Origin of the sequence: Phocaeicola acetigenes, from assembly GCF_027529745.1 — a bacterium.
GTDB classification, from domain to species: Bacteria; Bacteroidota; Bacteroidia; order Bacteroidales; family Bacteroidaceae; genus Phocaeicola; species Phocaeicola acetigenes.
Genome location: NZ_JAPZVM010000009.1, coordinates 115,487 through 140,999, shown reverse-complemented (window position 1 = coordinate 140,999; position 25,513 = coordinate 115,487). Strand labels below are relative to the sequence as shown.

The 25,513-nt window shown below is 41.0% G+C and carries 23 protein-coding genes; 21 read left to right on the top strand and 2 right to left on the bottom strand.

Annotated elements, in window-relative coordinates:
• Positions 1-254, bottom strand: a 254-nt coding sequence (locus O6P32_RS10915) for a sigma factor (RefSeq protein WP_269878521.1), incomplete at its 3' end; no start/stop codon positions are given.
• A 210-nt stretch (positions 255-464) separates the two neighbouring features.
• Between O6P32_RS10915 and O6P32_RS10910 the strand changes: the two genes are divergently transcribed.
• The 20 genes from O6P32_RS10910 to O6P32_RS10815 all read left to right on the top strand — a co-directional run bounded on the left by O6P32_RS10910 (position 465) and on the right by O6P32_RS10815 (position 23,393).
• Entirely contained in the window at positions 465-749 is a 285-nt protein-coding gene (locus O6P32_RS10910) for a hypothetical protein (protein ID WP_007558537.1), read from the top strand.
• A gap of 288 nt (positions 750-1,037) precedes the next feature.
• Entirely contained in the window at positions 1,038-1,994 is a 957-nt protein-coding gene (locus tag O6P32_RS10905) for a glycosyltransferase family 2 protein (protein ID WP_332909937.1), read from the top strand.
• Positions 1,984-2,964 (top strand): glycosyltransferase family protein, encoded by a 981-nt coding sequence (locus O6P32_RS10900; protein WP_269878519.1) that lies wholly within the window; start codon positions 1,984-1,986, stop codon positions 2,962-2,964. The genes O6P32_RS10905 and O6P32_RS10900 overlap by 11 nt, the downstream gene beginning before the upstream one ends.
• Positions 2,961-3,896: a glycosyltransferase family 8 protein gene (locus O6P32_RS10895; RefSeq protein ID WP_269878518.1), complete on the top strand. Its 936-nt coding sequence runs from the start codon at positions 2,961-2,963 to the stop codon at positions 3,894-3,896. The genes O6P32_RS10900 and O6P32_RS10895 overlap by 4 nt, the downstream gene beginning before the upstream one ends.
• A 229-nt stretch (positions 3,897-4,125) precedes the next feature.
• Complete coding sequence (locus tag O6P32_RS10890) at positions 4,126-5,517, top strand: phosphoethanolamine transferase (RefSeq protein ID WP_269878517.1); 1,392 nt, start codon at positions 4,126-4,128, stop codon at positions 5,515-5,517.
• 98 nt (positions 5,518-5,615) lie between these two features.
• Positions 5,616-6,614, top strand: coding sequence for a glycosyltransferase family 2 protein (locus tag O6P32_RS10885; protein ID WP_269878516.1), 999 nt, complete (start codon positions 5,616-5,618; stop codon positions 6,612-6,614).
• Positions 6,611-7,903, top strand: a complete 1,293-nt coding sequence (locus tag O6P32_RS10880; protein WP_269878515.1) for a hypothetical protein — start codon at positions 6,611-6,613, stop codon at positions 7,901-7,903. The genes O6P32_RS10885 and O6P32_RS10880 overlap by 4 nt, the downstream gene beginning before the upstream one ends.
• 563 nt (positions 7,904-8,466) lie before the next feature.
• Positions 8,467-9,609: a glycosyltransferase family 4 protein gene (locus O6P32_RS10875; RefSeq protein WP_269878513.1), complete on the top strand. Its 1,143-nt coding sequence runs from the start codon at positions 8,467-8,469 to the stop codon at positions 9,607-9,609.
• Entirely contained in the window at positions 9,606-10,841 is a 1,236-nt protein-coding gene (locus O6P32_RS10870) for a glycosyltransferase (protein WP_269878511.1), read from the top strand. The genes O6P32_RS10875 and O6P32_RS10870 overlap by 4 nt, the downstream gene beginning before the upstream one ends.
• Positions 10,842-10,843: 2 nt before the next feature.
• On the top strand, positions 10,844-11,971 hold the full coding sequence (locus O6P32_RS10865) for a glycosyltransferase family 4 protein (RefSeq protein WP_269878510.1): 1,128 nt from the start codon (positions 10,844-10,846) through the stop codon (positions 11,969-11,971).
• A complete protein-coding gene (locus O6P32_RS10860) occupies positions 11,959-12,630 on the top strand; it encodes a sugar transferase (protein ID WP_269878509.1) in 672 nt (223 codons plus the stop codon). Before O6P32_RS10865 ends, O6P32_RS10860 begins: the two co-directional genes overlap by 13 nt.
• 20 nt (positions 12,631-12,650) lie before the next feature.
• A complete protein-coding gene (locus O6P32_RS10855; RefSeq protein WP_269878507.1) occupies positions 12,651-12,917 on the top strand; it encodes a PqqD family protein in 267 nt (88 codons plus the stop codon).
• A gap of 16 nt (positions 12,918-12,933) precedes the next feature.
• Positions 12,934-14,019, top strand: coding sequence for a nucleotidyltransferase domain-containing protein (locus tag O6P32_RS10850; protein WP_269878505.1), 1,086 nt, complete (start codon positions 12,934-12,936; stop codon positions 14,017-14,019).
• Positions 14,016-14,915, top strand: coding sequence for a phosphoenolpyruvate carboxykinase (locus O6P32_RS10845; protein ID WP_269878503.1), 900 nt, complete (start codon positions 14,016-14,018; stop codon positions 14,913-14,915). Before O6P32_RS10850 ends, O6P32_RS10845 begins: the two co-directional genes overlap by 4 nt.
• 38 nt (positions 14,916-14,953) lie before the next feature.
• Complete coding sequence (locus O6P32_RS10840) at positions 14,954-15,745, top strand: polysaccharide biosynthesis/export family protein (RefSeq protein ID WP_269878502.1); 792 nt, start codon at positions 14,954-14,956, stop codon at positions 15,743-15,745.
• A gap of 25 nt (positions 15,746-15,770) precedes the next feature.
• Complete coding sequence (locus O6P32_RS10835) at positions 15,771-18,128, top strand: GumC family protein (RefSeq protein WP_269878501.1); 2,358 nt, start codon at positions 15,771-15,773, stop codon at positions 18,126-18,128.
• A gap of 65 nt (positions 18,129-18,193) precedes the next feature.
• Complete coding sequence (locus O6P32_RS10830; RefSeq protein WP_269878500.1) at positions 18,194-18,373, top strand: hypothetical protein; 180 nt, start codon at positions 18,194-18,196, stop codon at positions 18,371-18,373.
• Between the two features lie 16 nt (positions 18,374-18,389).
• Complete coding sequence (locus tag O6P32_RS10825) at positions 18,390-20,810, top strand: PI-PLC domain-containing protein (RefSeq protein WP_269878499.1); 2,421 nt, start codon at positions 18,390-18,392, stop codon at positions 20,808-20,810.
• Between the two features lie 73 nt (positions 20,811-20,883).
• Positions 20,884-21,564 (top strand): hypothetical protein, encoded by a 681-nt coding sequence (locus tag O6P32_RS10820; RefSeq protein WP_269878498.1) that lies wholly within the window; start codon positions 20,884-20,886, stop codon positions 21,562-21,564.
• A 191-nt stretch (positions 21,565-21,755) separates the two neighbouring features.
• Positions 21,756-23,393 carry an ABC transporter ATP-binding protein gene (locus O6P32_RS10815; RefSeq protein ID WP_269878496.1) on the top strand — a complete coding sequence of 546 codons (1,638 nt, stop codon included), beginning with the start codon at positions 21,756-21,758 and terminating at the stop codon, positions 23,391-23,393.
• Between the two features lie 9 nt (positions 23,394-23,402).
• Here O6P32_RS10815 and O6P32_RS10810 read toward each other — a convergent pair whose 3' ends face one another.
• A complete protein-coding gene (locus O6P32_RS10810) occupies positions 23,403-24,053 on the bottom strand; it encodes an HAD family hydrolase (protein WP_178265612.1) in 651 nt (216 codons plus the stop codon).
• Between the two features lie 98 nt (positions 24,054-24,151).
• Here O6P32_RS10810 and O6P32_RS10805 point away from each other — a divergent pair, with 98 nt between their 5' ends.
• Positions 24,152-25,504 carry an MATE family efflux transporter gene (locus O6P32_RS10805; protein ID WP_269878494.1) on the top strand — a complete coding sequence of 451 codons (1,353 nt, stop codon included), beginning with the start codon at positions 24,152-24,154 and terminating at the stop codon, positions 25,502-25,504.
• Positions 25,505-25,513: the final 9 nt, after the last annotated feature.

Genomic DNA, 25,513 nt, shown 5'->3' with positions numbered 1-25,513 from the left:
GAAAGATTCGGATCATAAATCTCCTCCTTCTTCAGATAGTCCAGGCTGCGGTTGCGGGCAGTCGTATAAAGGTAGGCTTTGACATTTTCTATCTCGGCTCCACTGATACTTAATTTCTCCCACAAGGCAGAAAAACTATCTTGTACGATGTCTTCTGCAATATCCGTATCATGGACATAGTGCAGCACGTACAAGCATAACGAACGATAATGGTATTTAAATGTTTCGTCTATGTCTATTGTAAATTTATTCATACAAATAGGCTTATTATTCTGTGTGTCTACATAAAAGGACACAAAATAAGGCAAAATTCACTATTTCATATTGTTAAAGAAATATAACGTACCCCTTTCCCATATACACATGGTGGAAAACATCACGGGGTTTCCGCACTTTCCTTTCCGTTTTTCCACATTCTTTCTTTTTTTCCGTCCTATATCTATCGGAAAATAAAAAATACGTTTATGGAAGAAAAAGAAGTTGCGCAAGGTTTATTTGATGGTGGAGTTCGGAAAACCTTTTGCGGTAAAAAGGAGATGTATGTAGCCCTCATGGCAGAACCAACTTTTTCGCAGTTCTCCAAGTTCATGCCCGTATCCAAGAAAGACGAGGTATCGGCTATGAGAACGCTTATCAAGGACTGCTTCATCGAAGGTGACCACGAACTGGTAAATAATAATTTCCGGTTCCTCTTCGGCTTGATGGGACAACTCACCGACTTATTATCACCCGCTAGAGCACGCTCATAAATTAATAGAATGTTGGGCGGTACGTGACGACCAGCAACATCCGGCAACAGATGATTTACGCGCGTCACTACTTTCCCGGCGTCAACCAACATAAGGTGACGGACGAGGAGCCCGAACAACTTTCGGAAGAAGTACTCTGACTGTACGAACAGGTGATAATAAGTCAAATAAGCTAAGAAATAATAAAAATGTTAAATCTTCATCCTTTAGAATGTACAATTAAAGACAACGACCATATTCCTGACTTATTGCTTATAAAATATTGAGGAATAATTAGTTGTAAATACAATTATCGTACCTATATACAATGTTGAAAAATATATAGAGAAATGTGTTCGTTCTCTATTAGAACAAACATTTAAGGATATAGAATATATATTTGTAAATGATGCAACACCAGATAATAGTATGTATGTTCTTGAAGATATTATATCTGAATATCCTAGTAGAATGAAGAATTGTATAATTATAAATCATTCGGAAAACAAGGGAGTTGCAGCTGCAAGAAATACGGGCTTGAATATATCGAAAGGAGAATATGTCATTTATTGTGATAGCGATGATTGGATTGAGCATACGATGCTGGAAGATATGTATAGAGTAACGCAAGAGCAAAATGCTGAAATAGTAACTTGTGATTTTCGTATGGCTTATAATAATCATTGTGTAGATTATCATACAGTTGATTGGTCTGAGGATAAAATTGCTTCACTACGCAACTATATGACTTATGGATGGACTGTATTATGGAACATACTTGTAAAGCGTGATATCTATGTACAGAATAAGTTGAAGTCTTTAGAAGCAGATGCTGCATATTGTGAAGATTTTAATTTATCTGTAAAATTATTGTTTCATGCAGGTAAAATAGTACATTTGGATAAAATTTTATATAACTATAATCAAATGAATGGAGGTTCCATTATGCGCAGTTTGAATGAAAAAACGATGCATGATGAGCAGGTGATGTATCTTGATGTAATTAACTATTTCAAAGAGAGGGGGGTATATCAAGATTATGAAAAACAATTAGGATGGAGAATATTGAAAAGTAAACAGGAATGGGTGCTTAGTGTAAAAACATATGATAAATTTTTAAAGCTTCATCCAGATAGTCATAAATATATATGGTCTTGTCCGTATATTAATTTAAAACTAAAAATTATGATGTGGTCTTTAACGCATCATTTTAGTCTTATATCGCGATTTATGCTATTTTTAAGATTTCTGAAGCATGGAAAATAAGGTGATAAATTATACTGCTGTAATTCGTACGTTAGGTACGGCAGGTAATAAATTCCAAGCATTATTGGAATCTTTAGAAAGACAAACCCTTCAACCTGCAAAGATTTTGGTATATATAGCAGAAGGTTATGCTATGCCAAAAGAAACGATTGGAAAAGAACAATATATTTATGTGAAAAAAGGTATGGTAGCACAACGTGCTTTACCATATGATGAAATTGATACAGAATATATTTTATTTTTGGATGATGATGTATATTTACCAGCTACAGCTGTAGCGCAGTTGTATCAGTATTTGGTAGATAATGATGCAGATGTAATATCTCCTGATGTTTTTCCTAATTCAGAACGTTCATTATTGGGAAAGTGGTTGATGAAACTTTCTGGTCGAATGGTAGACAGGCCGGATGATGGAAAGTGGGGATATAAAGTGATGCGTAATTCTGGATATTCCTATAATGCTAATCCTAAATCTGGGGTATATTTATCGCAGACTAATGCCGGACCTTGTTTCTTTTGTAAAAAAGAAGATTTTTTGAGGATTCATTTTGAAGAGGAACTTTGGATGGATCAGATGAAATATGCTTTAGGGGATGATCAGGTGATGTATTATAAGATGTATTGCATGGGATTGAAACAGTTGACTTGGTTTCATAGTGGAATAAAACATTTAGATGCAGGTTCTACAATGATGAATGAAGAAAAGGAAAGAATGCTGATTTATTCTGATTTCCGCTTTAAAACTATCTTTTGGCATCGTTTTATTTATTTACCCGATAAATGTGGATGGAGTAAAGTTTGGAGTATAATAGCTATTGGTTATACTTTTTTGTTTACTTTTTTGATTTCATTATTAAAGGGAAGAATTGATGTCTTCAGATTAAAATTTAGGGCGATAAAGGATGCTGTAAATTTTATAAAAAGTGAGGATTATCGTGCTTTACCATTAATTAAAAAGGTAGTAAGATGAAGACAATTCCTATAGTATTTGCTTTTGATAATAACTTGGTTTTACCGGCTTGTGTTTGTATTTCCTCTCTTTTGATGAATGCCAAAGAAGATACGTTTTATGATATTTTTATTTTACACTCTTCAAAGATTGATTTGCATAAAGAACAGTTGGATGAATTGCCAAAACATTTCAGCCGTTGCCGGATTCAGTATCGTGTGGTAGATAATACTTTCGATCAGGCTTTTGAAATAAGAGGGATTACAGCTGCTACTTATTATCGCTTGCTGATTCCGGAGTTGATTCCTGAATACGATAAGGTGATTTATGCAGATGTAGATATTATATTTCGGATGGATTTGTCTGAACTTTATAATACAGAGATAGGGGAGAATTATATTGCTGCGACCCGTGAATTAGGTATGAATTTGACGAAAGATGGAAAGAAACATATCCATTCTATGCCAGGATTGACTATTGGTAGCTATATTCAGGCTGGTTTTATTGTTATGAATATTCAGACTATTCTAAAGGATAATATTCATTTACGGTTTAAGGAATGGAGTAATAAGAAATTGAAATTCCAAGATCAGGATATATTGAATATCGTTTGTAAAGATAAAATCCATTATTTGCCAATGGAATACAATATGACAGATTATTCCTATATGTTTGCCGTGAGAAAACGCTCTTTAATTAAGGACTTGTTTTCTGATACTGAGATAGATTATGCTGTAAAGAATGGTAATATTCATTATAATGGACATAAACCATGGAAGAAATATAGTGTTAATTTTGATATTTGGTGGGAATATTATCGTAAATCTCCTTTCTTTGATGAAGAATTTTATTTCGAGTTTTTCTATACCCGTTTAAACGAGTTGGATCAGCTTTCACTTTGGAAGCGTATCAAGATTTTAATTCGTTATTTTGTTTTTGGGAGAAGAAAATAATGATTGTTGCTAATATATGAATAGTATATCTAAATATATTTATAATTTATTGATACAGCCCTTTAAATCTCAATTTCCTTTTTTTGTTATAATTCTTTTATTTTCTTCAATTGTTGATTTAATAGGTTTTTCTGCTTTTGAATCTGTTCCAAAGGCTATATTTATATGCATGCATCATTTTGTAATATGCTATTTTGTAACATTTATATTATGCATATTGCCTTATGAAATGAAAAAATGGTATAGATTATTCGTTTTTTTGTTGTTAGGGGTAAATTTTTTGATCGATATAATTTGTGTATATAGCTTTCATTTCACTTTCGATCAGGAAGTACCGGCAATATTGCTTGGCACAAATAGTAATGAAGCTGTTGAGTTTATACATACTTTTATTCCTTATTCTTTAGTTTTCATTATAATAGTTAGTTTCCTATTTTTGGGTTTTGTATATATAAAGTTAAGACAATTACCTTTATGCATAAAGGATCAATATTGTATTGTTTTATTGTTGTTCGTTTTTTTATCTTTATTGTCTTTTGCAGCTATTAGTAATAAAAACTTTGGAAATGTTTCAATTACCAAATTTTATACGATATTGAATGCTACTTCTCCTCCTGATTTGAAAGATTATGCAGTTCGTCCACAGTTGTTGACTTTGTCTGAAAAAAAACCTAAAAATATAGTAATGATTATTGGAGAGTCTTTCTCTAAAACTCATAGTTCATTGTATGGGTATCATAAAAACACTAATCCTTGTTTGAAAGTCTTGCAGAATAATGGTCTGCTTTATGTCTTTAATAATATTCAGACTCCAGCGTTAAATACTGTACCTGTTTTTCAAAGTTTAATGAGTACTTATAAGCCGGAGTTTAAGGATAGTATAAATTGGTTTGAGTGCATTACTATGCAAGGGGTATTGAAAGCAGCTGGATATTATACATCTTGGATATCTAATCAAAGTCAAAAAGGATTTCATGATAATGTCATCGCAAAATTTGCGTATTTATGTGACACTTCTGTTTTTGCCGGAAACAGATTTGCAGCAATGGGGAAAAAAGATCTTGATGAAATAATAATTGATTCTGTTTCTAAGTATAAGAACATGGGTGACGAGCAGCATTATAGATTTTATTTTATACATTTAATGGGGTCGCATCCTGATTTTAAAAAACGTTATCCGCTTTCTTTTGATATATTCAAGGCTGATGATTACCCTGATAAAAAAAAGGAACAAAGAACTATTTTAGCTTCTTATGACAATTCCATTTTGTATAATGATTTTGTAGTTTCAAAGATTCTGAATCTTTTTAGCGAGGATGAGGCTATAATTTTCTATTTTTCAGATCATGCATTAGATGTATTTGATAGTAGAGATGATTATGTGGGACATGCCAGATATAACGATTCTAAATCACTCATTGCAGGTTCCAATATTCCTTTTATGGTTTATATGACTCCTTCATTCCAATCTGATTTTCCAAATATTAAAAATATCCTTCAATCTAAATTAGATTGTTATTACAGGATAGATGATATGATTTATACTATAATGGATGTAATAGGGGTAAAGTTTGAGGATGGCAATAGGGATAATAAACAGTCTTTATTAAATTTGTACTAATTCTTTTAAATATTTAGCTTTTTGTTTGTATGTTATAAGTTTTACTTCAAACTAAAGCGCAGAAATTTATAGACTGATTAACTTAGCTACTTATAGAGATGGATGATTTTAAATATAATGTAAGTGTTATTGTACCTATTTATAACGTAGAAAAATTTATAGCCCGGTGTGTCAAGTCTTTGATGGAGCAAAGTCTTGATAGGGTGGAATATATATTTATAGATGATGCAACTCCGGATAATAGTATTATCCTTTTAAAGGAAGTATTATCGCATTATCCACAAAGAAGTTTGCATTGTAGAATTTTAGAGCATGAAAAAAATAAAGGGTTACCTGCTGCTCGAAATACAGGATTGAATGCTGCCAAAGGTCAATATATTTTTCATTGTGATAGTGATGATTTTGTTGAACATGATATGCTGAAACTCATGTATGAAAAGGCTCTGAATACTCAGGCTGACATTGTATGGTCTGATTGGTATCTTTCTTATGGGACAAAAGAAAGATATATGTATCAGCCTGAATATAAGTCTGCTTACTTGGCTTTAAAAGGAATATTGGCCGGAGAAATGAAGTATAATGTGTGGAATAAACTTATAAAGCGGACGCTTTATGTAGAAAATAATATTCAGTTTCCTTCTGGGCATGGAATGGGAGAGGATATGACTGTAATCAAATTATTTGCTTGTGCGAATAATGTTTCTTGTCTGCATGAAGCTTTTTATCATTACGTTAAAATGAATGAAGGTGCTATGACTATGGCATGGTGTGAGAAACATTTATCTGATTTAAAATATAATGTAAACGAAACAGAATGTTATATTAAGTCTAAATATAAGAATGAACTTGACGATTACTTGTCTTATTTTAAATTGTGTGTAAAACTTCCATTTTTAATCTCTACAGATTTTTCTATGTATAAACTTTGGGGGAAGTGGTATAATGAAGCAAATGGGTTTATATTGAAGAATAAGACAGTTTGTGTCAGAACAAGAATATTGCAATGGATGGCATGGAAAAAACAATATTGGTTTGTCTGGCTTTATAATGTGATAATTCAAAAATTTGTGTATAGAATAATATTAGGGTATCGATGATAAAGGTTATTGGTATATTGTTGACATTGATAGTCACCAGCTTGTATTTGTTTCCATTTGAACTGAAACACTTACCGGGGGCAAATACTAAAATGATAATGGCCGGATTGGGGCTTATTGTGATCGGAATTCAGATGGCAAGACAAAAAAATCCTTTGATAAATACCGGTTTTTTTAAGCTTGTTCTATTGGCTTCTTTGGTCTCATTAATCGGTTTGTTCGCAGTTGTTTTTAATGATACGTCTGATTTTGAATATGCTACATACATTGTGTCAATGCTGGTTTGGATTTCTGCTGCCTATGTGGTTATTACATGGATGAAATTTGTGCATGAAACAGTTTCTGTTGAATTACTTGCAAAATATATAGTAGCAGTTAGTGTGATGCAATGTGTTTTAGCTCTTGCCATTGATTCTTACATGCCTTTGAAGCAGTTGGTAAATTCTATAATGGTTGTTACACGAATAATGGAAACAAGATTATATGGAATGGATGCCAGTTTGGATATTGCGGGTTCACGTTTTTCTGTTGCTTTAGTATTAATTGTTTATTTGATGAATCGTATTTCTAAAAATAAGTCAATATATAAATCCATATCTTATATTGTTGCTTTTTTTATTATAGCTATTGTAGGAAATATGATTTCCAGAACTACAACAGTTGGTGTTATTGTGGCTTTGTGTTATTTTATTCTCTTACTGTTACGCAATCAGTATAACTCTGTTGTTAAACTAAGATACATTTCAATTCTGTTTGTGGGAATATTGGTTTGTTTGATTCCATTTTTATGCTATTTATATCAAGTTAATACATCGTTTCATGAAAATATTCGTTTTGCGTTTGAAGGTTTTTTTAGTTTAGCAGAGAAGGGACGATGGGAAGTGCATTCAAATGATATGTTGAAAAATATGTACGTATTTCCCGATAATTTGAAAACCTGGTTTATTGGTGATGGATATTTTGATAATCCATATTATTCAGAGCCTTATTATGTCGGACCTAAAATGGGTGGATATTATATGGGTACAGATGTGGGCTATCTGAGATTTATTTATTATTTTGGATTAATAGGGTTATTTGCTTTTAGTGCTTTTATGTTGAAGATTGGGCAAATTCTGATGAATAGATTTCATGAAGAGAGGATAATGTTTTTAATAATCATATTACTCAATTTTATAGTCTGGTTTAAGGTATCTACGGACTTATTTGTTGTCTATGCTTTATTTTTAATGATTCCTAAGAGTGGAGATGAGGGATTTGATAAGTGTTTAAAGCTTGAAAGAACATAGGAGGTTCTATTTCATCAAACAAAAAGTATTCCTGCTGATTGTGTGGCGGGAGGAAATCCGGCCAAAGTAATAAGATATCTTTCTAAAAACGCGACTTGTATCGAAGCCTGATGATACTTGTATCATGAGCCAACGATACTTGTATCGTAAGCCGATGATACAAGTATCGTATGGAGTGAGAAGGGCTTATTAAAGATAAGAAGATGTCAGGGTTGGCAGGGTTGTCACCCTATTTTATAAACTTATTACGTGTGAGTGTGGAGATAATGAATTTTATATCTCTCCACACATTTCTATAAAAAGTTTAAGAAAATACATGCCAACCCCGACAACCCCGACACGATAAAATTGTAATCTGTTAATTTACAGAGAAATACGCTTTGGGTAAAATGTCGGGGTTGTACAGGTTTCCCCGATTTTTCACACCTCTCCGCCATGTAGAAATTCTGAAATCTTTACACCGTTTTGGGTGGCGGAAAGGTGGCGGAGAGGTGGTGGAGATGTGGAGAACTTTTCAGTCTCCGTTAATATTGGTTAAAAACCTTGGATCTAAATTAAAATCTATGAAAATCATTTACTGTACACATTCGGTTTGTAATCCCGGAGGCATGGAACGTGTGCTGTGGAACAAGGTGGTGTGGCTCACAAAGCATACAGACTGGGAGGTGATGGTGGTCACTACCGACCAGCACGGTCGTCCGCCTTTTTATCCGTTTCCGGAAGAGGTGCGGAGAGTGGATTTAGGAATCAATTATTCTGATGACAACGATAAAAACGTATTCAGGAAGATTACAGGATATTTGCGTCGCCGGAAAGAGCATAAGCGGAAGCTTACGGAATTGCTGAAGAAAGAAAAGGCAGACATCGTAGTGTCTCTTTATCCTTCGGAATCTTCTTTCCTGCCCGATATAAAGGACGGCAGCCGGAAGGTACTGGAACTGCATTATTGTAAGTTCTTCCGTCTGCAATATGGGCGTAGCGGACTGTTGGGCTTGATTGACAGATGGCGTACTCGTCAGGATGAACGGATTGTCCGCCGTTTCGATAAGTTTGTGGTGCTGACCTACGAAGACCGGGGATATTGGGGAGAACTGCCCAATATTGTGGTGATTCCGAATGCAGCTATGAAGGTGGGCGAACAGGAAGCGGAGGTACAGAACCGGAAACGGGTGATTGCGGTAGGACGGTTGGATTATCAGAAGGGATTCGACCGGCTGATACAGGCCTGGGAGTATGTGCAGGAGCATACGGCATATAAAGACTGGAGTCTGGATATCTTCGGACAGGGAGAATGGAAAGACTGGTTGCAGCAAATGATAAGCGAGAAAGGATTGGCACATACGGCACATATCCATGCTCCTGTAAAGAATATCGGGAAAGAGTATGCAGAAAGTGCTTTTCTGGTGATGAGTTCCAATTACGAAGGTTTTCCGATGGTGATGATTGAAGCAATGGCTTGCGGACTTCCGGTGGTGTCGTTCGACTATAAGTGTGGTCCGAAGGATATTATCCGCGAAGGGGAGAATGGTATTCTGGTATCCGACGGAGATATCGAGGGACTGGCTGCCGGTATGAGGGAGCTGATGGATGATGCAGACTACCGGATGAAACTCTCTGAAGGAGCTAAAAAAATTACAGAAACTTATTCCGAGGAGGCGGTGATGAAACGCTGGATGGAATTGTTTTCTTCTTTCACAAAACAATGAAAAAACTGTTACAGATTAATCCGGTGTTGCGGGTGTCTACTTCTACAGGCCGCATCATGCAGGAGATAGGGGAGCTGGCCATGCAGAAAGGATGGCAGAGCTACATTGCCTATAGCCGGGGACGCGACGGGGTGAAGCCGTGCCGTTCGGAACTGTTGCCGGTAGGCAGTAAGAGTAGTGTGGCATGGCATGGAGTGATGACACGCCTGTTCGACCGTCACGGATTGTCTTCCGACGGGGCGACAAGAAGGTTTGTAGAAGAGATTGAAAAGTTAGGACCGGATGTCATTCATATTCACAATATTCACGGCTATTTTCTGAATTACCGTATTCTGTTCGACTATCTGTCGCAGTGTGGTATTCCGGTGGTGTGGACCATACACGACTGCTGGCTGTACACGGGTCACTGTTATTATTATTCGTTTGCGCAGTGCGACAGATGGAAGACCGGTTGCGGACAGTGCCCGCAGAAAAGGGAGTTTCCCGCCAGTTTCTTTCTCGACCGTTCGGCACGCAATTTTGCCGACAAGTGCAAGGCTTTTACTTCGATGCCGCACGACAAGCTGACCATTGTACCGGTGTCGGAATGGATCAGAGGAGAGATGCAGCACTCATTCCTGAAAGAGTATAATTTTCGGGTGATTCACAATGGTATCAATTTGGAAGTGTTCGATGTCTATGAGGCCGAAGCAGTAAGAAGCAGGTATAACTTACAGGGAAAACGAATCATTTTGGGAGTGGCAAGTATCTGGAGTCGCGAAAAGGGGTTACAGGACTTTATCGAACTGGCTAAACTGCTGAATGCGGACGAGCACATTGTGCTGGTAGGAGTAAAGCCGGAGGAAAAGAAACGGTTGCCGGAAAATGTCATCGGAATTGCACGGACGGAGAACATCCGTCAGTTGGCAGAACTGTATGCAGCGGCAGATGCCTTTGTCAATCCTACCTGGCAGGATAATTATCCTACAGTGAACCTGGAGGCGATAGCTTGCGGTACACCGGTGGTGACATACCGTACCGGCGGAAGCATTGAGGCGGTGACGGAAGAAACCGGACTGATTGTAGAGCAGGGAGATATCAGCGGATTGCTGAAGGCGGTACGCCAGATTGAACACCAGGGCAAGTTGTATTATCGGGACCGGTGCCGGAACTATGCCTTGGCGCATTTCAGAAAAGAAGACCGTTATGCAGATTATCTGAATCTGTATGAGGAGTTGACTGAAAAATTGTAAGGATGCAGAAAAATTTGAAAGTTTTACAGTTGGGCAAGTTTTATCCCATCACAGGCGGAGTAGAGAAGGTGATGTATGATTTGATGACTGGCCTGTCGGAACAGGGAGTGGACTGTGATATGCTGTGTGCATTGGCAGGCAAAGGAAAGCTGATAAAGAATGTCAATGAGCATGCACGGCTGGTGGCTTGCCGGACCTGGAGGAAGGTAGCAGCTACCATGATTTCTCCGGAGATGATTTTTATACTGAGAAAGATTTGCAGGGAGTATGATGTCATTCATGTGCATCATCCCGACCCGATGGCCTGTCTGGCGCTGTTTTGTTCGGGGTATAAGGGAAAAGTAATCTTGCACTGGCACAGTGACATACAGAAGCAGAAAGTGTTGCTTCGCTTTTACCGTCCGTTGCAGAGTTGGCTGATAAAGCGGGCCGATAAAATAGTGGGAACGTCTCCGGTGTATCTGTCGGAATCTCCTTTCTTGAAAGGGGTACAGCAGAAAACCGTGTGTGTGCCCATCGGTATAGAGCCGGTATGTCCGGAGGAGAATCGGGTAAAACAGATCGAGGAAAGATATCCGGATAAAAAGATTGTCTTTTCATTGGGACGGTTGGTTCCTTATAAGGGATTCCGTTATTTGGCAGAGGCAGCCAGGTATCTTGACGACAGCTATGTGATACTGATAGGGGGAACCGGACCGCTGAAAGAAGAATTGCAGGCTCAGATAGAGAGAGAAGGACTGCAGGGGAAGGTGGAACTGCTGGGAAGGGTAAGCGATGAAGAACTTCCCGGATATTACGGAGCCTGTCGGGTATTTTGCCTGAGCAGTGTACAGAAAACGGAGGCTTTCGGGATTGTGCAGATTGAGGCTATGTCTTGCGGGAAACCGGTGGTCGCGACACGGATTCCGCACTCGGGAGTAGCATGGGTGAATGAACACGGCTTTTCGGGCCTGGATGTAGAACCGGAAAATGCGCGTTTATTGGCAGAGGCCATTGCCTGCATCGCAGAAAAAGATGAGGTATATAGAGAGTACGCAGCACATGCGGAGCAGAGATATAGAGAATTGTTTACGAAAGAATGTATGATAGAAAAATGTTTAAATATATATAGAGAAGTATGGATGAAGTAAAAACAAAAGCAATGTATGTATGGAAGAACGATGCCGCAAAGGAACGTGTGCAGTATAGAGATGCCATGTCGCCTGCGATGTGTCGTGTGAAACGTTGTCTGGATGTCATAGCCAGTGTGCTGGGTATGATAGTATTTTCACCACTTTTCCTGATTATTTATCTGGCAGTGAAGCTGGAAGGTGGAAAATCGGTAATCTTCAGACAGGAACGTATCGGGTATAAGGGAAAAACGTTTACTTTGTACAAGTTCCGCTCCATGCAGGAGAGTGCAGAGTCTGACGGAAAGCCGGCTTTGTGTCAAAAAGGTGATAAACGTCTGACTACTGTGGGACGTTTTCTGCGTGAACATCATCTGGATGAATTGCCCCAGCTTTGGAATGTGCTGAAAGGAGAGATGAGTTTTGTGGGGCCGCGTCCGGAACGTAAGTTTTATGTAGATCAGATTAAGGCAATCAATCCGGATTATGAACTGTTGTATAAGTTGCGTCCGGGACTTTTTTCTGCCGCTACACTTTACAACGGGTATACGGATACGATGGAGAAAATGCTGATTCGCCTGCGGATGGACTTGGAGTATTTGTCGACCCGGTCGTTGTGGCTGGATACGAAAATCATTTTCCTGACCGTGTATTCGATACTTTCGGGTAAGAAATTCTAAGAGACACAAGAAATAGAAAAATGAAACTGAAAGAAAATTTACAACTGCGTAAGGTGGGACGGCAATACATGGTAGTGGATTCTTGTTCCGGAAGTGTAAACCTGTCGAAAGTCTTTACCTTGAACGAAACGGCTGCCGGTTTGTGGCAGAGAATGGAAGGTGGGGAATGTTCCGTAGAGGAACTGACCGACTGGATGTGTGGAGAGTATGAAGTGGACAGGGAAACTGCCCGTAAGGATATAGAAAGGCAGTTGGAAGTGTGGAAACGCGAAGGGCTTGTAGGTTGAGAAAGTGAGAAAAAACTTGGAGAGAGAAAAGAGCGCTTTACTGGTTTTGTTGCGGGCAGGTTTATGGGAAAAAGAACCGGAAGATCTGTCGGGCTTTCCTTTGAGCAACGATAGCTGGCTGAAACTATTTCAGATGGCACGCCGGCAGTCCGTCACTGGCATCGTATATAGAGGGGTATGCCAGTTGCCTGAAGAGTTGATGCCATCACAAGGCCTTCTGATGCAGTGGACGGTAGCTGTAGACCGGATTGAAAAAAGAAACCGTAAAATGAACGGGGTCTTGGGCGAGTTGTACGGCATGTGGGGGGCAGAAAACAGACCTTTGCTGTTGAAAGGACAGGGAGTGGCTTCGTTTTACGAGGCTCCGCTTGTCCGAGAGTGTGGAGATATCGATTTGTATTTTTCAGAGAAAGACAAGGAGAAGCAGGCTGTAGAGGCAATTGTCCGTCAGGGAGTAGAGGTAAGGAAATGCCCAGATCAAAGTCTGTTTTGTCTCTGGAAAGGAATAGAAATAGAGATACATCCCCGTTTGATTGATATTTACAATCCCTGTGCTTACCGCTGGTTGCAGCAACTGGAAGAAAAGAACGGCCGGCCGGTAAGTCTGAAGGATACGGGCGGACCTGAGATTGAGGTTCCTTCTCCGATGTTGAATCTGTTGTTGCTGGATACACACATTCTGAAGCATGCATTAGGAAGAGGGATTGGTTTACGTCAGCTTTGTGACATGGCGCGCGCCTGCTATGGTCTGCATGGAAAGGTGGATGCCGAAGCAATGAAGCAGATTTCTCACCGGTTGGGCATACGGAAATGGAACAAGTTGCTGCATGCCTTTCTTGTGGATAATCTGGGACTTGATTCGAAGTATTTGCCTTATGCCGAGAGAGAAAAAAATGCAGAACCTCTGCTGGAAATAGTTTGGAAAGGAGGAAACTTCGGTATGTATCCGGAAGGAAAAACACAGGAACCCATGAACGGATGGAGAGGGAAAATGGCTACCTTGCGTGCATTTTTGAAGAACCTTCGTTTTTCCGGTTATTATGCACCGAAGGAAACCGGATGGTTGATGTGGAATTTAGTAGTAGGACAGTTTAAGAAATGAAACAGCATGTATTTGATATAGCCGGTTTCCGGGTCGGGTTATGGCTTCCCGGTGAATGGGATGCAGAAGGGCTTTTGCCTTCTTTCAGACCGTTCCGCTGTAAAGGATCTGAAGGAGGGAAATTGATTCTGGAGATGAGGGTAAACGGAGAGAATCTGCCGGATACCTTTCCGCAGGGAGAGCTGCTGGAAGAGATGGAAAACGATATGGGGCATGTAAGGCTGTATGTGCTTCCGGAGGAATATAGAGTGGACATTTCTTCTCCCCGAGGGGAAAAAGTGCATACAATGATAGCCAATCGGTGCTTTGCGCGGGCGGAAGTAAAATTATGCGACACGGAACCGGATAAAGGCTATGTACTGACCTCCTTGCTTCGTATTGCTTTTTCACAGGCTATCTTGCGTGAGAAGGCAGTGTCGGTTCATGCTTCTGCGGTGTATGGAAATGGAAAGGCTTATCTTTTTATGGGAAAAAGCGGAACCGGAAAAAGTACACATTCTGCGTTGTGGATGAGTTGCTTTAAGGAATTTGACCTGCTGAACGATGACAATCCGGTGATACGTATGCAACAAGGAAAAGTCTGGGCGTATGGAACACCCTGGAGTGGAAAAACACCTTGTTATAAGAACATTGGGATGCCGGTGGGAGGAGCAATTCGGCTGAAACAGGCTCCTTTTAATCGTTTTTTACAGAAAAAAGACGCAAATGCGTTTATTATTTTGCTTCCGGCTTGCTCAGTGATTCGTAAAGATGTATATTTGAACGGTCTTTTGTGTGATTTGTTGGCACAAATGGCAGAGGGGATTCCGGTAGGGCTTTTGGAATGTCTTCCGAATAAAGAAGCTGCACGGTTGTGCCGGAAAGAAATTGAAAATGTGGAGATAGAGAGAAACTAGATTATTGAGAAAAACTAAATTAATGGTATAAAAAAGAGATGAACAAGCAAATTGTATTATTCAGTTTATTGGCTATCCTGTTATTGTCTTCTTGTGCGTCGCGCAAGAGTTTTGTCTATCTGAGGGACATGGAAATGGGACAAAAATACCCGTTCGATGATAAGCACGAAGCCGTTATCCGCAGCAACGACCGTTTGGGGATTACCGTAAGCTGCAAGAATCCGGAACTGGCGATTCCGTTCAATATTCAAGGGGGAAATTTTCAGGTGGATATGGCCGGTAATGTAAAGGCTTCTGAAACTGCAGGAAGTAAGGGGAAAGGATACCTGGTAGACGTAGACGGTAACATTGATTTCCCGATTTTGGGCAAGCTTCATTTGGAGGGACTGAAAATCAGTGAAGTGAAAAATCTGATTGAAAATAAGATCAAGGAAAGCAATTACATCAAGGATCCGCTGGTAACGGTAGAGATTCTGAACTTTAAGTATACGGTGCTGGGTGCAGTAGGTCATAACGGTACATTTACGGTGGACGGAGACCGCATTACATTGCTGGAAGCCATTGCGAATGCCGGTGACTTGCAGGGAAAGGCAAGAACCAACCGGGTAAAGGTGATTCGTGAAATAAACGGAGAACGCCAGATGTTTGTGCACGACCTTGGTACTAAGGATATTTTCGATTCTCCCTGCTATTATCTGCAGCAAAACGATATTGTATATGTGGAACCGAAATACCGCAAGAAAGATGTGGAAGACCGTGGATGGCAGATCAGTACCTTCCTGCTTTCTATTGTGACCGCGGTTTGCTCGGTAATGTGGGCTATAAAGTAAAGATTAACTGAACAGAATAAAGGAGATGCAGACAACAAATTCATCATCCAATAAGAATGACCAAGGGCTGAATCTGGTAGATTTGCTCTTGTATCTGGCTTCCAAATGGAAGTGGTTTTTACTCTCCGTACTGATATGCGGAGGATTTGCCTGGTTTAAGTATGCCAGTGCACCGTTTGTGTATTTCAGTTCGACTACAGTCATTATCAAGGACCCGTCCAATAAAACCGTTTCTGCTGGACTGGATCGTTACGATAACTTCATCAACAAGGTGAATGTGGCGAATGAAATCCTGCAGTTTCGTTCCAAGAGACTGATGCGGGAAGTGGTACAGCGTACGCATGCAGACGTGAGCTATCAGATAGAAGACGGTTTGCGCGATATTGAACTGTATACACAATCGCCGGTGCTGGTCAGTTTTCCGGATGCATTGCCTGAACAGCAGGTAGGGTTTGCAGTGACCGTGAAGGACGAAAAGACGGTAGTGCTTTCTGATTTTACAGATAAGGAAGCCCGGGAAAGATACGAGGTGAAGCTGAATGATACCTTGAAACTGAACAGTGGTAAGGTGGTAGTGACACCGACTCATTATTTCCGTCCTTCGTGGAAGGGTGAGCCTATACAGGTTCGGAAACAGGCGTTGGATGCGGTCGTAGCACGTTATCAGGTAAGTCTGGGGATAAAGCAGGAGGAAGAAGAGTCGTCTATTCTGACTCTGGCCTTGAAAGACAGTTCGCCGGAACGGGCAGAAGACATGCTGAATATGCTGGTGACAGTGTACAACGAGGAGGCTATTAAAGACAAGAACCAGGTGGCTGTGAATACGGCTAACTTTATCAACGACCGTCTGATTATCATTAGTCAGGAGTTGGGAGCTGTAGAATCGGATCTGGAAAACTTCAGACGTGAAAATCAGGTAATGGATATTGCGTCGTCTGCCAACATGTATATGAGTGAAAGTCGGAAATACAATGCCGATGCCCTGGAAATGGAAACACAGTTGCGTCTGGCCAAATACATAAAAGAATATCTTACCGACCCGAAAAAGGAAATCGACTTGATTCCTTCGAATACGGGTATCAGCGATATGAACATTGAAAACCAGATTACACTGTACAATGCCACAAAGCTGAAACGTGACAAACTGATTGAGGACAGCAGTGACAAAAACCCGGTAGTAAATGAACTGAATAATTCGCTCCGTGCCATGAAGCAGAGTATCATCCGTGCGGTGGATAATATGATAGTCAGCATTAATGTGAAACGGGATGATGCACAGAGCCGGGAAAAACGGGCCAGAATTCGTGTGGAAGCAATTCCGACAAAACAGCGTGAAATGTTGTCTATCGAGCGTCAGCAGAAGATTAAGGAGGCTTTGTATCTGTTCTTGCTGAACAAGCGGGAGGAGAATGCGCTGACACAGGCTATGGCGGATAACAATGCCCGTGTCATTGACAGTGCAGAAGGTACAAAAGCACCGATTTCTCCGAACCGTAACCGTATCTTGCTGTTGGGTATTCTCGTGGGGCTGGCCATACCGGGAGTTGTCTTCCTGCTTATCATGTTCCTGGATACAAGGGTACATAGCCGTAAGGATATTGAAGGAGCGGTCAGCCTTCCGTATTTGGGGGAAATTCCTTATGATAAGGAAAGAATGGAAAATCGGAAAGGTAAAAAGAATGAACTGGTGGTAAGCGACCAAGGCAATGATATCGTATCGGAAGCTTTTCGTATTCTCCGTACCAATATGGCTTTCTTAGGAAAGAAGGGACAGCCTATGCAGGTTGTTACGTTTACTTCGTTCAATGTGGGAGCTGGTAAGACATTTATTTCGCACAATCTGGCGATGAGTCTGGTATATACCAAGAAGCGGGTAGTTATCGTGGATTTGGATATACGTAAGGGTACTTTGAGCCGCCATTTGGGCAAACATAAGGTTGGAGTAACCAATTATCTGGCTGATCTGTCGGTGAAAGTGGAGGACATTATCCAGCACAAAGAAGGCTTTGATGTAATTTCTTCGGGTGCGGTAGCTCCCAATCCTGCAGAATTGCTGATGGACGAGCGTTTGGACGAACTGTTCAACGAACTGCGTACCCGTTACGATTATATCATTGTAGATAATGTACCGGTGGGTATTATTGCCGATGCGACCATTGCCAACCGTGTGGCCGACCTGACCATCTTTGTGGTGCGTGCCGGACGTCTGGATCGTCGTCAGCTTCCGGATATCGAACAGCTGTATCAGGAAAAGAAACTCAAAAACATGGCTTTGGTACTGAACGGTGCCGATTTGCATCGTCATGGCTATGGTTACGGGTATGGTTATGGATATGGATACGGCTATGGCTATGGTTATGGTTATGGCAAGAAGAAAGAGTAATTGAATTTAAATAAGGTAATAACAAAACATAATCTAATAACTTAAAAAAAGAAAGTGAGGTTTTTATGAAGAGAAAAGAGTATGAATCTCCACAGACACTGATAGCGGAGGTGGAACTGGAGAACGGCTTTATGGCGGTCTCTGTATACGAAAAGGAGGAAAATACAAAAGATTTGAATATCGAGAGTCAAGAAAAAGGAGCTGATTTTGACTTTTCGAATGATGACGAATTTGGATGGAAATAAATAAAAGAAGAACACAATGAAACAGTTTAAAATGATTGGTGGAACGATTTTGGCTCTATTGATGGCCGGTTGTTCCGATGATATGATAGAGAATCAGGGTGTCCCTCCTGTAAGTGGGGAAGAAATTGCTTTTGGTGTACATTCCGATAATTTTAATGTTCCGGAATCGCGTACTATTTATGAAATACCGGAAGGACAGACCGTCACAAATTATTCAAGATTGAATATTGCTTGGGTGCCAGACAAGGATTCTGTTCGTGTATATTGTCCGGAATCTCCAAAGGGTTTTGAATGGTCTGATTATGCAGTTAAGGGAACTAAGACAGAACCATATCTTGCCAAAAAGGGAGATACCGGTGTACGTTGGGGAGATGTAAGTCAAGATCATCATTTTTATGCATTTTATCCAACAGAGAGAATTGTCAGCGGTTTGGAAAACGGAACAACTATCACTGCTAATATTCCTACGGCTCAGGAAGGAGGAGAGTTTGTGCATCCAGCAGAAACAGAGCAAAATATTGGTAACATTAAGTTGCCGGCACATTGGGGGTTGATTCGACCCAATATGACATTTGCCATGATGGGAGGAAAAGGTACTTGGGCTAAAGGAACAGATAAAAATGTAACTTTAGACTTTAAGCCTTTGGTTTCTGTTGTCGATGTGGTTATTAATGGACCGCAAGATGGAACGGTTAATATCTATTATGTATCTGTAAGAAGTAAAACACAGCCTATTGTCGGTAATTTTACTTATAATGTGGGTACAGGAGAGTTCTCAGGTATGGAAGATCAAGTGTCCAGTGATAATAATATTGCGACAATAAACTGTACACACATGGATAATGGTATTCCTACTCCTGTCATACTAAAAGCAGGTGAAGTATTGACTTTGAAGTTCTTTTTATTGCCGAGAGACATTAAAGCAAGTGATTTAAGTGTTTCCGTTACTCTTGATGGTGGACGTACATTGACACAAAATTTAGTTCCTGAAGGAAGTCAAAAGCCTGATGTGGATTTGGTGCAAGGTATGATTACACGTGTAGTGACTCCTAAGGTGAAATATCCTGAGGCTTCCAATTGGATGTCTGAAATTGGAGATGATGTCCTTTTTGCCGGACTTTCTTTACCGGGAAGTAAGCACTCTTATACAGGTGACTTGTATCAGACTACCGGCCATGGTGTAAATCTTGAAACAGACATTATGCAGTTCTATCAGAAACTGTATGTGACAGATGTGAATCCTAATGATGAAACAGCACAGTCTCAGTTTGATAAAGGTATTCGTGCTTTCGATTTGAAACTTATAGTTGAAGAAGGAGAAGCTTATGTTTATGCGGGTGGTGCGAAGTTAAGTAGTGGATTGACAATAGGAGGAGTACTTACTAATCTTTGGGGAGAAATCCAAAAATCACCTTCGGAATGTGCAGTGGTTTGTGTGAACTTTGTATATGATGGTCGTACTAATGAAGCTGCTTGGACTACAGCTGTAGTATCTGCCATAGATACTTGGGCTAATGCTAATAAAAATGGGCAAGGTGAAAATATCTTGAAAGTAATTACTCCTCAAACTACCATGCTGGACATGCGTGGGCATATTGCTGTTATCATAAATCACTCAGGAGAACCGGCTACTCCTAGTGAGAATGTGAATTATATTAACTATCATTCAGCTTCTGTGCAAGAGACGGAGATAAAGACATATAATTTCAATGGCAACTATGATATACATGTACAGCAGCTTTATCAGGTAAATAACCCTTCTATTACATCTTCTTCCGGTACATATAAAGTTCCTAATACTACAGTGGGTCTTGTTCCTTATTATATCGATCATAGGATGATTATTGATAAAAATGCTCCGGCAGAAGGATATGATTTAATGGCGGTGAAGGAACGGTTAATGAATCGAATGTTTGAAGAAGCAAGAACCGGAACTTTTGATGGTTTATATATTAATGATTTGGCTGGATTCTGTGTGGTAAAGAATGATGAAAGTACAGGGTATGTAAAAGGAGCTGTAAGAAGTTGGCATAATGGTGATTTTGGAGACTGGGGGGATCATTGGCATCCAAATGCTTTGGAAACTTTATATTCTTGGGATAGATATTGTTCAGTCCCAGATGCAATGAATTATGGAGGCGAACCATCTTCAAAGCAATATGGTGATACATGGTTTTATGTGGATGATGCATCAGAAATGGGTAAAGGAAACGGTGGTAATACCGGAGAGTTTGCAGAACGCTTTAACCCCAAGGCTCTGAATGCGGTACATAAGATGGTGAATGATGGTCGTGTTCCTATTGGTATTGTATTTATGAACTTTGCAGGAGTTAATGATGTTGAGATTGGAGGCAAAACCTATCAGGTTTATGGCGACCGTTTACCTGCATTGATTATGGCTAATAACTTTATGTATCCATTGGAAACTGTCAAGTAAACAGTTTATTGGCTCTCTCTACGTGATAAATCTGTAGGGAGAGCTGATACGAAGAATAAAAATGCATTTATATATGATAAAGAAATCAATTATAGCAGCTTTTGCCTTGGCGGCATTTGCAGCACCTGTCTGCGCACAGACAGGTACTATGGAGGAAACCATAGAACAAAACAAAATAGAAACCAAGGATTTCCGGGGTAACTGGTTTGTAAGTGTAGGAGCCGGAGCACAGATGTATGTGGGTGATCACGACCGTCAGATAGGGTTTGGCGACCGCCTTTCACCGGCACTTGATGTAGCTGTGGGTAAATGGATAAGTCCTGTGTTGGGAGCACGGGTAGAATACAGTGGTCTTTCACTGAAAGGAGCAACCCGTTGGGGAGCTGCTCACTCTACCGGAGAACAGGTTCCCGGATGGGGAGTAGGTATGAACTACTCTAAGTTCAACTACAGCAATTTGCATGCGGATATGCTGGTGAACCTTCATAATTGGATTAAGGGATACCAGTCCGGCCGGGTATGGAACAGCATTGCATACGTGGGCTTGGGATGGATACATACCGGAGAAGCTCCAAAGTGTAATGCCTTGAGTGGAAATGCAGGATGGCTGAATACTTTCCGCTTGTGTAGCTGGCTGGATGCAAACGTCGACTTGAAGGCGGTGGTAGTAGATGATAGCTTCGACGGAGAAGATGGTGGAGCTAGTCTTGATGGTATCCTGAGTCTTTCTGTGGGACTGACCTATAAGTTTTGATTGATTCCCTGATTAGGGTGTCCGAATATGAATCCCGTTCTTTCTGCTTCGGTTTTCCGTGCAGAGGAACGGGATTTTTTTGTGATGTTTCTGGTGTAATGTGTACTGTTTTTTTATGCTTCTGTCTGTATCTTGGCGGAAAAGCTTTAACTTTGTTTTCATCTATGGTATAATCTGGTAGAATATATAAAATGCGTATTGTAGACTGTATAAAATGGTTATGGATGACTTCACGGGGATTTCGTGGGGCGATTGCCGTAAATGGAATCATTGGGGTGATGCATGTGGGAGTGTCGCTGCTGTTTGTGTATGTATGTAAGCATCTGATTGATATCGTAACCCGGCATTCGGCTGATAATCTGACGTGGTATGTAGGGGCGATGATAGTCTGCATGGGGATGCAGCTGCTGTTGTCTGTCGTGTCGGCAAGAATGGGAAGCAGTCTGGATATCCGCTTCCGGAATGAATTGCGATACAGACTGTTTTGCCGTGTAATGGAGAGCAAATGGGCCGGAAAGGAGGTGATGCACACGGGAGATATGCTCAACCGGATGGGGGAGGATGTGCTTACGGTGACTGGAGCTGTATGCAGGAGTCTTCCGGCGTTGTTGACTACGGTGGTGCAGCTTGGTGGGGCCTGGTTTTTTCTGCATCAGCTGGACAAAAGACTGGCTTGGATTCTGTTGCTGGTGATGCCCGTGGCATTGCTGCTGAGCAAGAGTTATGTAAGAAAGATGCGCAGGCTGACCAAAGAAATCCGGGCTACGGATAGCAGGGTGCAGAGTCATTTGCAGGAGAATCTGCAACATCGGGTATTGATAAGAACACTGGAGTATACTTCGTGTGCGAATCAGACGCTTTCTGTATTGCAGGAGGGATTGCAGAATAAGGTGATGGAGCGTACCAATTTCTCGGTTTTCTCGAGGCTGATGGTGCAGACAGGTTTTGCAGTTGGTTATGCGACGGCTTTTCTGTGGGGACTGTATGGAATGTATGGGGGCACGGTGACATTTGGAATGATGACGGCTTTCTTACAGCTGGTATCGCAGGTACAACGGCCGATGGTGGATTTGAGCCGTCAGATTCCGGCTTTTGTACAGGTCTTTACTTCGGTGGAACGGCTGCAGGAACTGGCTGCCCTGGATGTGGAAAAGAAGGGTAAGTCGCATAAGATGGAGGGAAAATTAGGTGTAAGACTGGAGAAGGTTTGTTTTGCTTATTCGGATGGGGAAAGAAAAGTGATGGATAATTTTTCCTGTAATTTTGCTCCGGGAAGTCTGACGGCGATTGTGGGAGAGACCGGAGTAGGAAAAAGTACACTGATAAGACTGATGCTGGCATTGCTGCAACCGGATAGTGGACGTGTGGTGTTGTATAATGAGAAGGAGGAAGTGGAGGCTTCTCCGCAGACCCGTTGCAATATTTCGTATGTGCCTCAGGGAAATACGCTGGTCAGCGGTACGATACGTGACAATCTGTTGTTGGGAAATCCGAAGGCTACGGAAGAGGAGTTGCGTGCTGCACTCCATACGGCAGTGGCCGATTTTGTATTGGATTTGCCTGAAGGACTGGATACACTTTGTGGGGAACTGGGGGCTGGTCTGAGTGAAGGACAGGCACAGCGTATCGCTATTGCACGCGGATTGCTTCGTCCCGGACGTATTCTGATTCTGGACGAACCTTCGTCGGCACTGGACAGTGAAACGGAGCAATTGCTCCTGGAAAGACTGACGCTGGAGGTAAAGGATAAGACACTGATGCTGATTACACATCGTGAAACCATCGGACAGCTCTGCACGTCAGTCATTCGGATGCAGAAAAAGGTGTAAAGAGGGGATTTACTCGAGCAAGGCTTTCATTTGCTGGAATGAAAAATTGGTGAAATCGGGAATTACCAGGCGGCATTTGTCGCGGATGGCTTCTTCCGGATTGGTGGTGCAGAGTCCTACTACGGTCATACCTGCTGCATTGCCTGCTTCGAGTCCGTGGAAAGAGTCTTCGAATACCACACAGTTTTCTTTTACGGTATCAAAGACTTCAGCACCGAGAAGGAAACAGTCGGGAGCGGGTTTGGAACGGGTAAACATTTCTGCCGTGAGGATACGGTCGGTGATTTCTTTCAGTTCCGGATGGGCTGCATAGACATGAGCCATCTTTTGTTCGTTGGAACTGGTAACGATGGCTATCTTGGCTCCGTGGGCACGAAGGTCTTGCATGAAGCGGACAACTCCCGGTACATATTCGAAAGCCATTTCACGCTCGAAACGGTTGAGGGCTTCGGTAATTTCCTGCTGTAGCTTTTCCATGCCGGCAAAGTGTTTGGCATAGATTTGTGTCAGTGTCTGTCCTTTGATGCGGAGTCCGAAGTCTTTTTCATCGGGGAAATACTGGGCACTGATCCGGTCCCAGAACAGAGTGTATTGTGTTTCGGTGTCCATCACTACTCCGTCGAAATCGAATAGTGCTGCGATGCATTTTGTCTGATTCATTTTGTTTTTGAGATTTACTTGATTTAACGGTACAAAGTTCTGAAATATTGCAACATATTCCTAACTTTAAAGTCGAAAAATAAAAGAGGAAGGTTTTTATGGCAGAAAATAATCCACATGTATTGGGGAATGCTCCGATTGGAAAGTTGCTTGTAGAGTATTCTATTCCGGCTATTGTAGGAATGACACTGACTTCTTTGTATAATATTATTGATAGTATTTTTATCGGGCATGGTGTAGGAGCACTGGCGATATCGGGATTGGCAATCACGTTTCCGCTGATGAACCTGCTGATTGCCTTCTGTACACTGGTAGGAGTAGGTGGGGCAACCATTTCTTCCATCAAACTGGGACAGAGAGATATAAAGGGGGCAGAAGATATTTTGGGGAATGTGGCTATACTTTGTGTGGTCAATGCTTTGTTTTATGGGGGCATTACGCTGATTTTTCTGGATGATATCCTGTACTTCTTTGGAGCAAGTGAGAGTACCATTCCTTATGCCCGCGACTTTATGCAGGTGATTTTGTTGGGTAGTCCTGTTTCGTATGTCATGGTGGGACTGAATAATATCATGCGGGCTACCGGATATCCTAAAAAGGCGATGCTTTCGTCTATGCTGACTGTGGGATGCAATGTGATACTTGCTCCGATTTGTATTTTTGTACTGGAATGGGGGATAAGGGGAGCTGCACTTTCTACAATTGCTTCCCAGTTTGTGGGCATGATATGGGTTTTATATCATTTCCGGAGTAAGAGCAGCTATATTCGTTTCAAACGTTCCAGCTTTAAATTGAGAAAACCGATTATTCTGAATATTCTGGGAGTGGGAATGTCGCCGTTTATCATGAATGTGTGTGCATGTTGTATTGTCATTTTCATCAACAACAGATTGCTGGAGTATGGAGGTGACCTTTCGATTGGGGCCTTTGGTATATTGAACCGTATACAGATGTTGTTTGTAATGATTGTAATGGGGATTACAATGGGGATGCAGCCTATTACGGGATATAATTACGGAGCACGGCATTATGACAGGGTAAAGCAGACGCTGAGATTGGGCATTATAGCCGGATGTAGCATTACGACAGCCGGATTTCTGATCAGCGAATTGTTTCCGTCGGTATTTGTGGGAATGTTTACTACCAATCATGAGCTGACCGAACAGGCTACACTGGCACTGCGTATTGGGGTGGTGGCTTTTCCTGTAATTGGGGCACAGATTGTCATTACTCAGTTTTTCCAGTCTATCGGAAAAGTGAAAATATCAATTCTTTTGTCGTTGTCTCGTCAGTTGGTGTTTTTATTGCCGGGGCTGGCTTTGCTTCCTCGTTATTTTGGTGTGGAAGGAGTTTGGTATAGTATGCCGGTATCGGATATGCTGGCTTTTATAATGGCGGTAATAATGCTGTTATGGCATTTCCGGACGTTGAAAAGGACTTCAATAATATAGGATTGTAAA

Coding starts and splice junctions, on each gene's coding strand:
- O6P32_RS10910 (WP_007558537.1), top strand. CDS start 465: ATGGAAGAAAAAGAAGTTGCGCAAGGTTTATTTGATGGTGGAGTTCGG.
- O6P32_RS10900 (WP_269878519.1), top strand. CDS start 1,984: ATGGAAAATAAGGTGATAAATTATACTGCTGTAATTCGTACGTTAGGT.
- O6P32_RS10895 (WP_269878518.1), top strand. CDS start 2,961: ATGAAGACAATTCCTATAGTATTTGCTTTTGATAATAACTTGGTTTTA.
- O6P32_RS10890 (WP_269878517.1), top strand. CDS start 4,126: ATGAAAAAATGGTATAGATTATTCGTTTTTTTGTTGTTAGGGGTAAAT.
- O6P32_RS10885 (WP_269878516.1), top strand. CDS start 5,616: ATGGATGATTTTAAATATAATGTAAGTGTTATTGTACCTATTTATAAC.
- O6P32_RS10880 (WP_269878515.1), top strand. CDS start 6,611: ATGATAAAGGTTATTGGTATATTGTTGACATTGATAGTCACCAGCTTG.
- O6P32_RS10875 (WP_269878513.1), top strand. CDS start 8,467: ATGAAAATCATTTACTGTACACATTCGGTTTGTAATCCCGGAGGCATG.
- O6P32_RS10870 (WP_269878511.1), top strand. CDS start 9,606: ATGAAAAAACTGTTACAGATTAATCCGGTGTTGCGGGTGTCTACTTCT.
- O6P32_RS10865 (WP_269878510.1), top strand. CDS start 10,844: ATGCAGAAAAATTTGAAAGTTTTACAGTTGGGCAAGTTTTATCCCATC.
- O6P32_RS10860 (WP_269878509.1), top strand. CDS start 11,959: ATGGATGAAGTAAAAACAAAAGCAATGTATGTATGGAAGAACGATGCC.
- O6P32_RS10855 (WP_269878507.1), top strand. CDS start 12,651: ATGAAACTGAAAGAAAATTTACAACTGCGTAAGGTGGGACGGCAATAC.
- O6P32_RS10845 (WP_269878503.1), top strand. CDS start 14,016: ATGAAACAGCATGTATTTGATATAGCCGGTTTCCGGGTCGGGTTATGG.
- O6P32_RS10840 (WP_269878502.1), top strand. CDS start 14,954: ATGAACAAGCAAATTGTATTATTCAGTTTATTGGCTATCCTGTTATTG.
- O6P32_RS10835 (WP_269878501.1), top strand. CDS start 15,771: ATGCAGACAACAAATTCATCATCCAATAAGAATGACCAAGGGCTGAAT.
- O6P32_RS10830 (WP_269878500.1), top strand. CDS start 18,194: ATGAAGAGAAAAGAGTATGAATCTCCACAGACACTGATAGCGGAGGTG.
- O6P32_RS10825 (WP_269878499.1), top strand. CDS start 18,390: ATGAAACAGTTTAAAATGATTGGTGGAACGATTTTGGCTCTATTGATG.
- O6P32_RS10820 (WP_269878498.1), top strand. CDS start 20,884: ATGATAAAGAAATCAATTATAGCAGCTTTTGCCTTGGCGGCATTTGCA.
- O6P32_RS10815 (WP_269878496.1), top strand. CDS start 21,756: ATGCGTATTGTAGACTGTATAAAATGGTTATGGATGACTTCACGGGGA.
- O6P32_RS10810 (WP_178265612.1), bottom strand. CDS start 24,053: ATGAATCAGACAAAATGCATCGCAGCACTATTCGATTTCGACGGAGTA.
- O6P32_RS10805 (WP_269878494.1), top strand. CDS start 24,152: ATGGCAGAAAATAATCCACATGTATTGGGGAATGCTCCGATTGGAAAG.